This window comes from Streptosporangium sp. NPDC000396 (assembly GCF_042898655.1).
Lineage (GTDB): Bacteria > Actinomycetota > Actinomycetes > Streptosporangiales > Streptosporangiaceae > Streptosporangium.
Window position 1 is genome coordinate 43,916 of record NZ_JBIAZA010000029.1, and the last position, 15,313, is coordinate 59,228.

General features: G+C 68.9%; 14 protein-coding genes. 9 read left to right on the forward strand and 5 right to left on the reverse strand.

The features are described 5' to 3' along the window. Positions 1 to 4 precede the first annotated feature (4 nt). From ACFY2X_RS35775 to ACFY2X_RS35785, 3 genes are all read right to left on the reverse strand, one after another. The gene (locus ACFY2X_RS35775) at positions 5 to 739 is read right to left on the reverse strand and encodes a sugar phosphate nucleotidyltransferase (RefSeq protein ID WP_389947522.1); all 735 of its coding nucleotides are present in this window, start codon (positions 737 to 739) and stop codon (positions 5 to 7) included. Positions 740 to 842: 103 nt separating this feature from the next. After that, a complete protein-coding gene (locus ACFY2X_RS35780; RefSeq protein WP_389947381.1) occupies positions 843 to 1,466 on the reverse strand; it encodes a DUF5941 domain-containing protein in 624 nt (207 codons plus the stop codon). A gap of 87 nt (positions 1,467 to 1,553) precedes the next feature. Further along, the gene (locus tag ACFY2X_RS35785) at positions 1,554 to 3,365 is read right to left on the reverse strand and encodes a CDP-alcohol phosphatidyltransferase family protein (protein WP_389947383.1); all 1,812 of its coding nucleotides are present in this window, start codon (positions 3,363 to 3,365) and stop codon (positions 1,554 to 1,556) included. A 155-nt stretch (positions 3,366 to 3,520) separates the two neighbouring features. Between ACFY2X_RS35785 and ACFY2X_RS35790 the strand changes: the two genes are divergently transcribed. Beyond that, positions 3,521 to 4,933, forward strand: a complete 1,413-nt coding sequence (locus tag ACFY2X_RS35790; RefSeq protein ID WP_389947385.1) for an SDR family NAD(P)-dependent oxidoreductase — start codon at positions 3,521 to 3,523, stop codon at positions 4,931 to 4,933. A 50-nt stretch (positions 4,934 to 4,983) separates the two neighbouring features. Then, positions 4,984 to 6,762, forward strand: a complete 1,779-nt coding sequence (locus ACFY2X_RS35795; protein ID WP_389947387.1) for a CDP-glycerol glycerophosphotransferase family protein — start codon at positions 4,984 to 4,986, stop codon at positions 6,760 to 6,762. A gap of 22 nt (positions 6,763 to 6,784) precedes the next feature. On the opposite strand, the gene ACFY2X_RS35800 is transcribed toward ACFY2X_RS35795, so the two are convergent. Beyond that, a complete protein-coding gene (locus ACFY2X_RS35800) occupies positions 6,785 to 7,816 on the reverse strand; it encodes a glycosyltransferase family 2 protein (RefSeq protein WP_389947524.1) in 1,032 nt (343 codons plus the stop codon). 66 nt (positions 7,817 to 7,882) lie between these two features. Between ACFY2X_RS35800 and ACFY2X_RS35805 the strand changes: the two genes are divergently transcribed. The 5 genes from ACFY2X_RS35805 (at position 7,883) to ACFY2X_RS35825 (ending at position 11,742) form a co-directional block, all read left to right on the forward strand. Further along, a complete protein-coding gene (locus tag ACFY2X_RS35805) occupies positions 7,883 to 9,394 on the forward strand; it encodes an LCP family protein (protein WP_389947389.1) in 1,512 nt (503 codons plus the stop codon). A 57-nt stretch (positions 9,395 to 9,451) separates the two neighbouring features. Further along, a complete protein-coding gene (locus ACFY2X_RS35810; protein ID WP_389947390.1) occupies positions 9,452 to 9,802 on the forward strand; it encodes an STAS domain-containing protein in 351 nt (116 codons plus the stop codon). Positions 9,803 to 9,941: 139 nt separating this feature from the next. Next, the gene (locus tag ACFY2X_RS35815; RefSeq protein WP_389947392.1) at positions 9,942 to 10,310 is read left to right on the forward strand and encodes a hypothetical protein; all 369 of its coding nucleotides are present in this window, start codon (positions 9,942 to 9,944) and stop codon (positions 10,308 to 10,310) included. A 261-nt stretch (positions 10,311 to 10,571) separates the two neighbouring features. Further along, on the forward strand, positions 10,572 to 11,411 hold the full coding sequence (locus tag ACFY2X_RS35820; protein ID WP_389947394.1) for a glycerophosphodiester phosphodiesterase: 840 nt from the start codon (positions 10,572 to 10,574) through the stop codon (positions 11,409 to 11,411). A 58-nt stretch (positions 11,412 to 11,469) separates the two neighbouring features. Continuing rightward, positions 11,470 to 11,742: a CopG family transcriptional regulator gene (locus ACFY2X_RS35825; protein ID WP_389947396.1), complete on the forward strand. Its 273-nt coding sequence runs from the start codon at positions 11,470 to 11,472 to the stop codon at positions 11,740 to 11,742. Here the strand turns inward: ACFY2X_RS35825 and ACFY2X_RS35830 are convergent. Then, positions 11,722 to 13,092, reverse strand: coding sequence for an FAD-dependent oxidoreductase (locus ACFY2X_RS35830; RefSeq protein ID WP_389947398.1), 1,371 nt, complete (start codon positions 13,090 to 13,092; stop codon positions 11,722 to 11,724). The genes ACFY2X_RS35825 and ACFY2X_RS35830 overlap by 21 nt on opposite strands. A 348-nt stretch (positions 13,093 to 13,440) precedes the next feature. Between ACFY2X_RS35830 and ACFY2X_RS35835 the strand changes: the two genes are divergently transcribed. Further along, complete coding sequence (locus tag ACFY2X_RS35835) at positions 13,441 to 13,908, forward strand: hypothetical protein (protein WP_389947400.1); 468 nt, start codon at positions 13,441 to 13,443, stop codon at positions 13,906 to 13,908. A gap of 411 nt (positions 13,909 to 14,319) precedes the next feature. Then, positions 14,320 to 15,054 (forward strand): HAD family hydrolase, encoded by a 735-nt coding sequence (locus ACFY2X_RS35840; RefSeq protein WP_389947402.1) that lies wholly within the window; start codon positions 14,320 to 14,322, stop codon positions 15,052 to 15,054. The last annotated feature ends 259 nt before the right edge of the window (positions 15,055 to 15,313 follow it).

Sequence of the window (15,313 nt, forward strand, 5' to 3'; positions counted from 1 at the left end):
CTGGCTAGTATCGGCACGCGATCTCCCGCGCCTTCGCGAGGTCGTCGTGGTTGTCCACTTCGACCCACGAGACCTCGCCGATAGGGGCGATCGCGATCTTCTCCCCACGGGCGACCAGCTCCTGGTAGCCGTCCTCGTAGTAGAGCTGCGGGTCGCGCTCGAAGGTGGCCTGGAGCGCGTCGGCGAGGCGCTCGCCGATGCCGGGGCGGATCAGCGTGGCGCCGATGTATTCGCCCGCGGCCTCGGCCGGGTCCATCAGCTTGGTGATCAGCTTGAGGTGGTCGTTCTCGTCGAGGGTGACCTTCATCTCCTCGTCGGCGAGCTTCTTCACGTTGTCCACCGCGAGCAGGATGTCACTCGTCACCGGTGCGGACAGCAGCGTCTCCTCGACGGAGACCGGGTGCACGGTGTCGCCGTTGACCAGCAGCACGCCCTGGTCGAAGTAGTCGCGCGCGCACCACAGGGAGTAGGCGTTGTTCCACTCCTCGGCCTTGTCGTTGTGCACGAGGGTGAGCTTCACGCCGTGCCGCCGCTCCAGCTCGGCCTTCCGCTCGTGTACGGCCTGCGCCTGGTAACCGACGATGACCACGACGTCGCGGAGGTCGGCCGCCGCGAGGTTCCGCAGCGAGATGTCCATGATCGTGGTGTCACCGTCGACCGGCACGAGCGCCTTGGGCAGCGTGTCCGTGTACGGCCGCAGGCGTCGTCCGGCCCCGGCGGCCAGCACCATTCCCAGCAACGTGCACTCCTCATCCAAGTGAGCCCCTCGGCGGGCACTCCTGGCCCCAAAGGTTAGTTGCCTTTAGGCCCTGATCGTGTAATTGGAGGTTTGCCAGGTGTTCTCAGTCGTGCGCGCCCAGATCGGCCGCGTCCGCCCCCGAGCGCGGCGCGGCCAGCCAGCACGTGATGCTCTCCCACCCGAAGAGCCCCCACAGATACAGCGGGAGCAGGGCGAACACCAGCGTCACCTGGCCGACGAGGCCGCCCAGCGCGATCAGCAGCATACGGCCGTCCCAGCCCAGGCCCAGCGTCGCCAGCCAGGCCGGCGGATAGACGCGCTGCCGCACCCGGTAGACGACGTCGTAGTGGTGGAAGGCCATCGCGCCGAGCAACAGGAAGATCAACCCGGGCGGCACGTCGTGCGCGAACCCCACCGAGGCCACGAACCCGTATTCGGTCAGGCGCAGGATCGGCGGGACCAGCCAGTCGATCCGGCCGTCGTGGGGATGTGAGCTGCCGGGGCCGGCCAGCAGCAGCGCCGCCGCCGGGGCGAACACCGCCAGGCCGTCGGTGCCGGCCACGCCCACCATCAGCAGCACCCCGGTCACGAACATCCCGACCAGCGCGGGCGGCAGTGGCGGGAGCTGTCCGAGCACCAGCGTGCCCATCGCCCGCGACAGCACCCCGTCGTCCCGGTAGGCCACCACGGTGCTGCGCGGCACCGGCGTCATCTCCACGGAAGTCATGGTCGAACCCGTCTCCTCACTCGCTTCGCGGAATGCTCGCTGCGTTTCGCCTCCCGCTCCGCTCGCCGCGGAGCCCGTCGTCCCCGGTCATTGGCTGAGTGACCTGCCGATCCTGCCGACGAGCGTGTAGAGGGCGGCGACACCGCCCCAGGCCAGCAGGGCGACGAAGGTCACCCGCGCGTCGAACAGCGCGGCGGTCACCGCGATCAAAGCCATCCGCTCACCGATGGGAAGCACAATCATCTTCTTGAACCATCGGGTGACGGAGTGCCGCTCCAGGTGCCGCGACATCCGTATGATCATGCCGGCCAGGCCCGTTCCAGGTCGCCGGCGGTCGCGGAGATACCGCTCCGCGGCGGCGATTCCGGCCTCCGTCCCGGCCCGCCGCTCCGGCGGCGTCGGAGGCGGCACGACCTCGTCGGCGGGCGCGTCGGGGACGGCAGCCAGGTCAGCGGGCGTGTCGGGGACGGCCGCTCCGGCCCGGGTCACGTCCGCCCGACCCGCCGAGGTCATGTCCGCCCAGTCTTCCGGGGTCACGTCCGCCCAGTCCGCCGGAATCGCCTCCGTCCAGCCCGCCGGGGTCACATCGGTCCGGGCCGCATCCGCCCGGGTCACATCCGCCCGGGTCACGTCCGCCCGGTCCGCGAAGGTCACGCCCGCCCGGTTCGCCCCGGCCGCGTCCGCGCGGGACCCCGCGTAGGAAAAGTCGATCATGTGACGGATGGCCTGCATGATCATCGCCGCCACGGCCAGCGTCCAGATGCCGTCCGGGTCACCGCCGGACTCCCCCGGCTGCGCCGCGTAGCCGAAGGCGAGGCCCACGTAGACGACGTATTCCTTGACGCGGTCGAAGGTGGCGTCCAGCCACGCCCCCATCGGGGAGAACGCGCGGGTGTAACGGGCGAGCTGGCCGTCCACGCAGTCGAGGACGAACGACAGGTAGAGGAGAACCGCCCCGACGATCAGCGCCGGGCGGACGCCCGCCGAGAACCAGAGCGCGGCGAGCGCGGCCAGGCCGACGGAGATCCCGGTGACCGCGTTGGGCGTCAGGCCCAGCCGGGCGGCCAGTTTGACCACGTGCGTGGACCAGGAGCTCACGAAGTAGGTGGTGAAGAAGCCGTCGTTGGTCTTGACCGCGGCGTCCAGCCGGGCGTTGGCCTCGTCCACCTCGCCCAGCCGGGTCACGGCCGAGTCGGCGCTCTCCTGCTCGGCCACCCGGTCACAGTGCAGCCGCCCGAGCCCGGACGCGCGCACCTGGACGCCGGAGCCGATCAGGCCGGCCAGGAGCAGCTCACCGACCTCCGCGCCGTCCGTCGGCCCGAAACCGCCGGTCTCGGACCGCTCGGCCAGCGCGTCCGCGGTCTTGGCGAGGCTCACGAGGTCGGACAGGCCCACCTGGAACGCGCCCCTGAAGGTGCCGTTGGCTCCGGGGACCTCGTCGGCCGAGCCGCCGGCGGCCACCACCAGGCCTCCCTCGACCCTGACCGGCGGGTGCAACGGCCCCGGCTCGTCGCCGTCCGTGGCCACCAGCGCGCCCGTGTCCCGGGCGGGGTGTTTCAGGAGCATGGCCAGCGCCTCGGTGTGGGCCACGAGGTCTCCGGCGACCACGGCCACCGGGCCGCTGGACGCGCGGGCCACCTTGGCCACTCTGCGCAGGTCGTCGGCGAGCCCGCGCGACCCCTCTGAACCGATCATGTAGGTGCCGCCGGGGGCGTGGATGACGTCGCTGGACCGGGCCACCACATGCACGTCTCCGACTGGGAGCGCGTGAAGCTGGCCGGTCAGCCGGTCGAGCAGCGTGCCTTCGGGGCAGCGCAGAGTCGCCGCCGCGGTGGTGGCGAGCACGACGGCGGCCGTCTGGGAGGCTCCAGACGTTGCGGAAGCGCGAGAATCATGCAAACCGGGCTCCTTCGTATCCGACGGGGTCACCGTACGAATCGGGGAGTGCGCACTTAGCGTAGCGAGATCTTGACTGGATAGCACGGGAGCGCGATCCGCGATCGGGTACGCAACCATTACGCTCGCCATATCCAGACTGTTGAAGGAAGCTGACCTTGGCCGCTCTTGAACCACGCCTTCGTACCGTCGGGGTCGTCCTTGCCGGCGGAGTCGGCCAGCGTGTCGGCCTCAACACCCCCAAGCAGCTCATCAAGATCGCCGGAAAGACGATCCTTGAGCACACCCTCGCCCTGTTCAGCGGTGCCCCGGAGGTCGACGAGATCATCGTGCTGATGACTCCGGGCTTCACCGAGGACGTGGAGCGCATCGTCGCCCGCAACGGCTTCAGGAAGGTCAGCAAGATCCTGGAGGGGGGCGCGAGCCGTACCGACACCACGTGGCGGGCGCTGAAGGCCCTGGGCTCCCAGGAGTGCAACGTGCTCCTGCACGACGCGGTGCGGCCGCTGCTGGAGCCCCGGATCATCACCGAGTGCGTGGAGGCCTTGAAGATCTACTCCGCCGTCGACGTGGCGATCCCGAGCTCGGACACGATCGTGGTCGCCGCCCCCGGCCCGCGCGGGGAAGTCATCCGGGACATCCCGGAACGCTCCAGGCTGCGGCGCGGGCAGACCCCGCAGTGTTTCCGGCTCTCGGTGATCCGCGAGGCCTATGAGCGGGCCTTCGCCGACCCCGACTTCGACCGGCAGCCGCCCACCGACGACTGCGGGGTGGTGTTGCGCTACCTGCCCGACGTGCCGATCTACATCGTGCCGGGCAGCGAGCACAACATGAAGGTCACCCACCCGGTGGACGTGTTCATCGCCGACAAGCTCTTCCAGCTCGCCGCGAGCAGTGCCCCCGAGCATTCCTCCCTCGCCTATCGGGAGGCGATGGAGGGCAGGACCATGGTGGTCTTCGGCGGCAGCTACGGCATCGGCGCCGACGTGGTGGCCCTGGCCGAGCGCCACGGCGCCGAGGTCTTCTCCTTCTCGCGCTCCCTGAACGGGGTGCGCGTCGAGGACCCCCAGACGGTGAGCGACGCGCTCGCCCACGTGGCCAAGGAGACCGGCAGGATCGACTACGTCGTCAACACCGCCGGGGTGCTCCACATGGGCAAGCTCGGCGAGGTCAACGACGCCACGATCGCCGAGACCGTGGGCGTGAACTATCTCGGCCCCGTCAACATCGCCAGGGCGGCCATCCCCCACCTGTGCGAGACCCGGGGTCACCTGCTGCTGTACACCTCCTCCTCCTACACGCGGGGGCGGGCCGACTACAGCCTCTACTCCTCGACGAAGGCCGCCGTGGTCAACCTGACCCAGGCGCTCGCCGACGAGTGGGCCGAGTACGGCGTGCGGGTCAACTGCGTCAACCCGGAACGGACCAGCACCCCGATGCGGTCCCGCGCGTTCGGTGAGGAACCGGCGCATACCCTGCTCTCACCGCGCGCCGTCGCCCAGACGTCGATGGACGTGCTCATCTCCGACCTCACCGGACACGTGATCGACGTCCGCATCGACGGAACCTGACACAGCGCGCCTACCAGGGCAAATGCCAGCACACGGGTTAACGTCGGAAGGTGAAGCGTGACCTTCGTGTGCCGGCGGTGGGCGCCGCACTGCTCGGTTCGTACCCGCTGCTGATCATCACGGCCGTGTGGCCCCGGCCGTGGCCGTTCCTGGCGCTCTGCGTGGTGTCCTACGCGGCGGAGATCGCCGCCAGGCGCCGGGCCCGCCCGCTGATCGATCTGCTGAGCAAGATCTACATGGGCGTCACCCTGCGGTTCGCGATCCGCGAGATGGCCGCGATCCTCCTCGTCGCCCGTACGGCGGGCACCGACTCACCCTGGTTCGCGGCCCTGGCCGTGGGGCTGTTCGCGATGCACGGCGCGCGGGCCGCGCAGACCTGGCTGGCGCTCCTCTACAACCGCGTCCTCAGCCAGTTGCCGGTGCTGACCCGCAACATCGACGCGATGAGGATCCCGGCACCGCCTCCGGACGTCCTGGTCAACTACAAGGGGATGCGCTTCCTCTATCTCGACATGCTGCCGGTGGGCGGCGCGGCCCTGGACGCGGTGCGCGGCACCGGCCACCTGGGTGCGGCCGGGGCGGCGATCGGGCTGGGCCTCGAAATCGCGGGAATGATCGGCCTGCTGCCCCACCTGCTCCGTGTCCGGCCCCTCAAGAACAGGCGTCAGGTGCTGAAAGCGGTCGGGAAAAGCCTTGGAAAGTACCGGCCCGAGGTGATCCTCTACTTCTCCGGGCCGAACGACTCGGCCTACCAGGCGACCATGTGGCTGCGCCCGCTGGAGCGGATCGACCGGCCGGCCGTGGTGGTGCTGCGGGAGCGGGACATGCTCAAGGTGCTGGGAGAGACCTCGCTGCCGGTGGTCTGCATCCCGGTGGCGGCCGACCTGATGAGCTTCAGTGCGTTCCGCACCGCGCGGGTGTGCCTGTACCCCTCCAACGTCGGCAAGAACATCCACATGCTCCGCCTCCAGGGGATGCGCAGCGTCTTCGTGGGGCACGGGGACAGCGACAAGGAGGCGTCGTTCAACCCGTTCACCAAGGTCTACGACGAGGTCTGGGTGGCCGGGCAGGCCGGCCGCGACCGCTATCTCCGCGCCCAGGTGGGCGTGCGGGACGAGGACATCCACGAGGTGGGCCGTCCGCAGCTCACCGGCATCCGCGCCTGCGGGCCGGGCCTGCCGTACCGCACGGTGCTCTACGCGCCCACCTGGGAGGGGTGGACCGACGACCTGTTCCACACCTCGATCATCGCGATGGGCCCGGAGATCGTCCGCCTCCTGCTCGCCCGCAGCCCGGCGCTCCGGGTGATCTACAAGCCTCACCCGCTGACCGGCTATCGCAACCCGGCGGCGGGCCACGCGCACCGGCAGATCTGCGCACTGCTGGAGAAGGCGGAGCTGTCCCGGTCCATCGCCCGCCACCCCGCCGGTACGGCCCGCGCCGAGCCGATCAGGCACCAGACCGTCACCGCCCCGGAACCGGCCCTCTACGACTGCTTCAACCAGGCCGACCTGCTGATCACCGACATCTCCAGCGTGGTGGCGGACTTCATCGCCAGCGGCAAGCCGTACATGGTGACCAACGTTTCGGGAATGCCGGAGCAGGACTTCCGCGAGCGCTACCCGAGCGCGGAGGGGGGTTATCTCCTCACCGAGGACCTCAAGGAGCTGCCCGCCGTGCTCCAGGCTCTGGAGCACGGCGACGAGGACGTCCTCGCGGCCACCCGGCGCAAGCTGAAGACCTACCTGCTCGGCCTGGACCACCCGGACGCCATGACCCGCTTCAACGACGCGGTGAACCGCGCCTACGACCGCGCCGGAGGCGGCTGAGGCCGCCTCCGGCGCGGTCGGGTCAGCCGTGCGTCTTCGGGGGCCTGGCGAGGCTCTTCGGGCTCGTGAGGAAACCCCAGCCCCATGACATGTGCATGGTGGCGTAGGCCAGCGGCAGCCGGACGAGCGCGGCGGCGGGCAGGCCGCTGCCGGTCACCGCCGAACCGGCCAGGATCGCCACCACGTAGCCACCCGGGATCAGCAGGCCCGGCCAGAAGAACGGGGAGACGAGCAGCCCGGCGAGAATGGCCAGCACGGCCATCGGGGGCGCCAGGTAGCGCAGGTTGATCGTGCCCTCGTGGGTGCGGGCGACCACTCTCCGCCAGCGGCCGTAGTGGAAGTACTGCTTGGCGAGGGCACTGATGTTCGGCCTCGGCCGGTAGGAGACGCGCATCCGGGGCTGGAACCAGACCAGGCCGCCCGTCTCGCGGATGCGGTGGTTCATCTCCCAGTCCTGGGCCCGCTGGAAGTGCTCGTCGTAGCCGCCGACCCGGTCCAGGGCCTCACGGCGGAACACGCCGAGGTAGACCGTGTCGGCCGGCCCGGCGGTGCCGCCGGTGTGGAACCGGGCCCCGCCCACACCGATCTTGGAGGTCATGGCGCGGGCGACGGCCTGCTCGAACGGCGTGACACCCTCGGCGGCCATGATGCCGCCGACGTTGTCGGCACCGGTCTCCTCCAGGGTCTCCACCGCGACCTGGAGATAGTCCTCCGGGAGCATGGCGTGGCCGTCGACCCGGGCGATGATCCCGTTACGGGACGCGCGGATGGCGGCGTTGAGGGCGTTGGGGGTGCGTCCGGTCGGGTTCGGGACCACCGTCACCCGGGGATCTTCGGCCGCTATCGCGTCCGCGACCTCCTGGGTGCGATCCCGGGAGGGGCCGATCGCGAGCACGACCTCGATCGGTCCTGCGTATCGCTGCGACAGAACCTGCCGCACCGCCTCCCGCAGATGGCGCTCCTCGTTCAGCACCGGGATGACGATGGAGATGGGCGGCCAGACACGCGTCTCGGGAGACGACGCCGGCGCGGGCGAGTCGGGGAACTGCTTCATGGCGTCGCTCACGCTACTGTACGAACGGGTACCTCATCGACCCAGCCGAAGCCTAGGGGGCCACGCATGCGCGACCCGGAAGACGAGGACTCGGGTGTGCAGGTGGGCGGTGACGCCTACGGCAAGGTCCGGGTGAATCCCAGACGTGACCGCAGGTCCGTCAGGGGAGCTCGCTCCCGGCGCCGCGGCCTGGTCATCGCCGGCGCGCTGTCCTGCCTGGTGCTGGGCGGCTCCGGGGTGTCGTGGTCGCTGACGAACTACGCGGAGCTCACGATCCAGTCGGTCGACGCGGGCGTGCCGGGGTCGCAGTCCACGGGCGCGATGAACATCCTCGTCGTCGGCGTGGACAAGCGCGACAACCTCACCCGCAAGCAGCAGAACCAGCTCAAACTGGGCCGCGAGTCCGGTGAGCGCACCGACACCATGATGGTGGTCCACCTGTCCGAGGATCACAAGAAGGTCACGGTGGTCAGCCTTCCCCGCGACACCTGGACGACGATTCCCGGCCAGGGCATGCACAAGATCAATGCCGCCTACCAACTCGGCGGCCCCAAGCTCGCCGTGCGCGCCGTACAGAACGCCACCGGGCTGACCATCAACCACTACGTCGAGGTCAACGTGCTCGGCTTCATCGACGTCGTCGACGCGCTCGACGGCGTCTCGGTCTGCACCCCGGTCGCGATCAACGACCCGAAGACCGCGCTCACACTCCAGCCCGGCACCTACTCCCTCGACGGTGTCAAGGCCCTCGCCTACGCCCGCACCCGGGCCACCGCCCGCTCCGACCTGGACCGCATCGACCGTCAGCAGCAGGTCATCTCGGCCCTGCTGCACCGGGCCCTGAGCAGCGACACGCTGACCAACCCCGCCAAGCTCGCCGCGTTCGTCAACACCACCCTCGGCACGCTGCGCGTGGACGACCCGCTCCGCAAGAACCTGCTCGGCCTGGCCAATCAGCTCAAGGCCATCTCCACCGACGACGTGGCCTTCGCCACGGTCCCGCTCGCCGACGTCGACTACAAGACCCCGACCGGCGAGTCTGCCGTGCTCTGGGACAAGGAGGGGGCCAAGGACCTGTTCCGCCGGATCGCCGCCGACGAGCAGCTCATCAAGCCCGCCAAGCCCACGGCGAGCGTGACACCGTCGACACCGGCGCCGACGCCGTCCCCCTCCGCCTCGGCCACCGCGCTGACCGTGCCGCCCTCACGGATCGCCGTCAGGGTGCTCAACGGCACCCTGATCACCGGCCTCGGCTCGCGGACGAGAGCCGACCTGCAGAAGGCCGGGTTCCTGGTGCCCGAGGCCGCCGGCGACACCCGCGAGCGCGACCACGAGAAGACGGTCATCCGGTACGGCCCGGGCCGCGAAGACTCGGCGCGGACCCTTGCCGCCGCGCTGCCCGGGGCGGAGGTGCGCCAGGTGGACGGCATCGGCGACCGGGTCGAAGTGATCGTCGGCCGGAAGTATCCGGGAGCCAAGAAGGTCACCGTGGAGGAAACTCCCAAGCCGACGCAGACCCCCACCTCGACGTCTCTGCCGACGGCCAAAACCGCGACCGAGAACATCTGCAAAAAGTGAACCGGGCGCATAACAGTCACCTGTAAGGGCAGGTAAACCTGCACGGAGGTGACGATCGTGACTCCGAAATTTGATGTTCAAAGATGGCACAGGGACCCGTGCGAGGTGGTGCGGGTGGCCGGTGATCTGGACATGACGGCCGCCCCTCGGCTCCGCGCGGAGGTGGACCGCGCCCTTGAGGTTCCGGGACATCCGTGCCTGGTGATGGATCTGACCGGGGTGCCGTTCTGCGACTCCGTGGGCCTGGGTGTCCTGCTGGAGGCGCTTGCGAGGATCAAGGACACTCATGGCCGCCTCATACTGGTGGTGAGCCCTGGAATGATCACCCACCTTCTGACGATCACCAATCTCGACTCGCACTTCGAGACCTGCGGCAGCCTGCGCGAAGCCCTCGACTCCGCCGCCTGAGCACCCGGTGCGGCCGATGATGTGACAACTCCGGGCGCCGGTCCGGACGGACCAGCACGGTCAGACCTCCCGCCCAGAGCTCAAGAATGATGTTCTGATATCTCCCATGGCCGCTGCACGGGTGGGACAGAATCTCCGCATGACACCCCTGGTGCCCCTGGTGCCCCTGCCCGAATCACGCGACGAGCTTCCCCAGGACGCCGCCGGTCTTCCGACGATCGATCGACGGTTCGATCTGGTCGCCGTCTGTCGCACGATGATGACCGACGCGGCGGCCGAGCTCTCCAGCGGGATGGCACACGCACGTGTGGGCAACGGCTACGTGTCATGGGACTCGCTCAGTGACGCCACCGCTGCCGCCGAGCTCATCCATCTGATGACGTCGGCGTTGCCGATCATGTACCGCCTTGAGGCAACGGACGGCGAGCTCGACGCGTTCCCCGCCTCCCTCCACCACCTGTGCATCGACCTGGAATCCTGTCCGAACCTCGGCAGCGCCCTGGAATAGGGGGTTCATGGCGACCGAGGGGGCCTGTACGGCCGCTCCGCCACAACACGCGTCTCCCGCATCTCCGGCCGTCCGGACAGATGATCGGCATGGCCGCGATCTTCGTCACTGTGGCGAGCACGGCCCCGGCCGCCATGGGCGCCGGGGTCTGGATCGAATGCTCATCCGTTCGGCACCAGCGAGTTACCCGCCTATCAACTCAACGTCATATGTGGTCGTCAACTTCGAGTCGTAGGCCGCCTCCCACGCCCGAGGAGACCCATGTTCCGACGACTCGGCCTCATCATCACGACCACGCTGACGGCCCTGGCGGCGCTCGCTCCCCCGGCGACCGCCGCCCCTCCATCGACGATCACCGATGTCGCCCATCGCGGAGCGTCCGCGTACGCGCCGGAGAACACCATCGCGGCCTTCGAACTGGCACGCGAGCAGCACGCCGACATGTTCGAGCTCGACGTCCAGGAGACCAGGGACCACGAACTGGTCCTGATGCACGACACGACCCTGGCCCGCACCACCAACGTCGAGAAGGTCTTCCCGGACCAGGCCCCCTGGCGGGTCGGCGACCTCACGCTCGCGGAAATCCGCAAGCTGGACGCGGGCTCGTGGTTCGCCTCGAAATACAAGGGCGAACCGGTGCCCACGCTCGGAGAAACGCTGCGCGCGATGAGCGGAGGCCGGCTCGGCCTGCTGCTGGAGATCAAGGCTCCGCAGCTCTACCGGGGCATCGAGACCCGCGTCGCCGACGAACTGCGGCGCAACCCCTCGTGGCTGAGCCCTGGCCGGCTCATCGTGCAGTCGTTCAGCTGGAACTCGATGCGCACGTTCCACCGGCTCATGCCCCAGATCCCGATCGGTCTGCTCGGCACGCCGACGGCCGGGGAACTCCCGGAACTGGCGGACTTCGCCAGCCAGATCAACCCGCCGCACGACGATGTCACCCCGGAGTACGTCCGGCGCGTCCACTCCCACCGCATGGAGGTCTTCACCTGGACCGTGGACGACCTGGACGTCGCACGCCGCCTGGTCTCCTATGGGGTGGACGGCATCATCACCAACAAGCCCGACGTGATGCGCGCGATCGCCTCCACCTCGCGGTAGCACGCCGTTCAAGGAAAGTCCCATCCAAGGAACCTGATATTTGAGCATGATCTCTTGTATGGCGACCAAGAAGGTGACGGTGACGATCCCCGAGGAGCTCCATGACGAGATTCGCGTGGATGCGGCAGAGCGAGGTCTGTCGGCATACGTCATCGGGGCGCTGCGCTTCAAGCGTGACCGGGATCGGTTGCTGGAACCGGTGAACTGGCTGGAGGAAGAATACGGCCCGGTCAGCGACGACGAGCGCGCGGCAGCGATCGAGGAGCTGGAAGGTCTCGACGCTGAGCGCGGGCGTCGCCGCGCCGGCCGATCAGGCGGCGCCGGCGCCTGATCGCTGTTGCGCCCTGCCTGCTCCGGGGTTTCGACGATCCGCGCCGGCCCTGCCGGAGCCGCCCGCGCTGCCAGCGCCGGCGCCGCGGAACACGCGGAGCAGGCAGGCCGGTCGCAGGAGAGCCGACGGAGGGTCGATGAGGTTGGCCACGCGCAGGAAGCGACGGCCGAGCTCGACGTCGTGCTCGGCGGCGCGGTGGAAGCGCTCCAGGTAGGCGTTGATCATCCTGATCTTGGATGTTCGCCGCCCGCGGACTCCGGGCAGCCGCAAATCACCGCTGACCACGACGTCCCACGGCCCGTCGACCACCCGGGCGATCGACCGGAACAGCTCGCCCGCCGGCCGTTCCCGACCTGCCCACTCCCCCAGCCTCAGCGCCTCCACCGCGGCCACGCTCATGCCTTGGCCGTAGATCGGGTTGAAGGCACACACCGCGTCGCCCACGACCGCCAGGCCGCGGGGAAAGCGGGACAGCCGCTCGTACCGCCGCCGCACGCTGGCCGGCGTACGGTGGTGGCACCCCTCGTCGAGCGGCTCGGCCGAGGCGACCAGCTCATGGATGTCGGGCGCAGGCAGGGACTTCGCGTAGGCGACGAAGCCCTCGTAGTCGGACGGTGGCGCGTCGCCGTACCCACCGATGGTGACGATCCACCGGTCACCCTCCATGGCCAGCGCCACCCCGGCACGAGGGATCGCCCGGGTCGCGGCCATGATGACCACCGGGTCCCCGGCCAGGTCGCCGGCACTCCGGCGAAACACCCGAGTGGTGTAGGTCAGGTCGATCTCGACCCGATCCTCCTCGGGCACGGGGAAGCCGAGTCGGCCCAGCCAGGACGGGGCGCGTGAGCCTCGGCCTGACGCGTCGACGACCAGGTCGGCGCTGATCGTCTCATCGGAGACGAGACGGACACCGGTGACCCGGTCGCCGCTGCGGGTGAGGTCGAAGACCTGGCTCTCGCCGATCACCTCCACCCTGGGGAGCCCGGCCACTCGTCGCCGGATCTGGCCCTCCAGGAGCAGGCGGCTGACCAGGAGTCCGGGCATGTCGCCCGGCGCCGGGGCCAGGCGGCGCCCCTCGTTGATCCACCGGCAGTCGGCCTGCAGATCTCCGTCGAACGCCCCACGGGCCATCAGTTCGGCGGTAAGACCGGGCAGCAGCAGTTCCATGACCTCCAGACCCCGGGCCAGGAGGCCGTGAGCATGCCGGCTCTGCGCCGTACCGCGGCGGTGAACGTCCTCCTCGGGCAACTCGTCCCTGTCCAGTACGGTGACCCGCTCGGCGATCCTGCTGAGCGCGGCGGCGGCCAGCAGACCGGAGATGCTGGCTCCGATGACGACGGCGTGCCTCATGGCCTCTCCGCGGAATGGGGTGGAATGCCGGTTCCACGATGACTCGGGCATCGGCGACCGCTCCACCCCTAACATCCCGGATCGGCCCCTAAGGTAATGAGCTCAGCGGAATTCCCACCGCAGTGGGGTCTCACCGATCAGAGCGCTGTTTCAGAAGCTGACGGGCCATGACCATGCGCTGGACCTGGTTGGTGCCCTCGTAGATCTGGGTGATCTCCGATGTGTGATCAGGCCACCTGCGAAAACAACTCGATCATGGGGATGAGCAGCGGTTACGTTTGCGGACGTCGCGTCATTTCTCGCTGCTTTTGGTACTCCCACGGACAGAGCAGAAGCCTGGAGGCGCCCGTGACGATGCCCAGGAAGGGGTCACGGCTCATCACCGTCGACGGCACCGCCTTCCGCTGGCGGATCCGGCACAGGCCCACCTACCGCCAGGGCAACGGCTGGAGTCCCCTCACCGTCACCGTTGAGCGGGCCGATGAGCCGGGGCGTGTTCTCGTGGTGTCACTTCCCTGCGCCCGGCCGGACAACTGGCTCGGAGAACGGGCGATCCCGGTCCGCCCCGTCCTCGTCGCCGGGTGCATCCGGCGAGCCCTCGAACAGGGATGGCACCCCGGGCAACCAGGCTCGGCATTCACCCTCACCGTCACCGAGGACGACCTGGCCGTCCTCTTGGGCGAACCGCCTCAGTACCTGACCCCCTTCCTCTGGGGCATGATCCCTGAAGGCGGAGGCATCAAGGACCTCCCTCGGTGCACCGAAATCTGGAGCCGGGACAAACAGAACACCAGCCGGACGCCTTCTGATCCGTAGCCAGTTCGAGATCGTCCACGGACGTCTAGCGGCGTCAGAAAGACCTGTTCAGAGACACCTCACACTTGCTCATTTTCTTTCGACGACATCGCCATCCGCCCCTTCCGCCACGAGTTCGACGGCGCGCTGTTCGGCCTCGTCATCGAGACCTTCGAAGGCACCGAACACGCCGAGCTCTACCCGGACGACCTCGGCTTCTACGAACCCTGGGACGGCTCCTACGACACCTGACCACCCGACGCGCAAAAGGACAGGTAGCTCATCCCTGGAGCCCTGCCACGATCAGACGGTTGTCGCAGGCCGGCGACATGTGATCATCTAAGGCGTTGTCGCCGCACACCGCTCCGTCGGCCCTCGGGCTGTAGGCAACGCCTACGATCGGTCGTGACGCCATGATCAGGAGGATTCCGGTTGACGAGCACGAGGGTACGCCCCCATGTCGCCCGTGTCCTGGAGCGGACCCGCGCCGTGCTGTTCGTCTTCGACGGCACGACCTGCGATCTTTTCTCCGGCGTGGACACCGCGGCGATCGCCTACGGCATCCGTGACCGGCTCTTCGCCCAGGGGCACAGGATGTCGCTCCTGACCGCCATCGCGACCGACCCACTGTGGATGCTGGCCTACGCCCACGGTGTCAGCCGGGACCACGGGATCGAAGCCGAGAAAACCGTACGAGACGCCGAGATGGCGGCCGCCCTGACGGCCGTGCCCACCCCGGGGACGGACGAGGTGCTGCAGGCCTGCCAGGCAAGCGGCAGGCGCGTCGCGGTGGTGGGCGACACCTCCTCGGCCGCCATGGAGGCCTACCTCCATGCGCACGATCTGCGACACCTGGTGGGACCGATCATCGGACGTGAGCAGCGGCCCTCTTCGCAGGAGCCGGGTGTCGCCCTCGCGCGGCAGGCGGTGAAAGCACTCGACGCGGAACCGTCCAACTGCACGCTGGTCAGCCTGTCCCCTCACGGAATGTCCGTAGCGGCAGAGGCCGGTGTCCAGGCGATCGGTGTGGTCAGCAAACACGCCAACCGCAAGCATCTCGCCAACGTCGGCGGTTCGGTCGCCGTCTCCTCCATGCATCAATTAGCCGGGGCGCTCACAACCGTCTCCGTCACAGACGCCTTCGAGACCTCGCCCGAACAGCTCTAGCCGCCGGTGCGCCCCTACGAAGGCAGAACTCATGCGCCGTCATATGCGCTGATCGCTGAGCGCCCACTGTAAAGCCACAAGACCACTTCATTACGAGATTCTCTATGACTGTCCAACGGCGTCCGTTGCCATCCCTCCGGCCCTGGTCGGCGGCCTGTTCGCCAAGATCCCGGTCCACCAGTGTCCACGGCTGTTCGGGGTCGTTGTCAGCAACCGCGTTAGCAAGATCACCTAGGCCGTTTATCGAAAGTGGATCAAT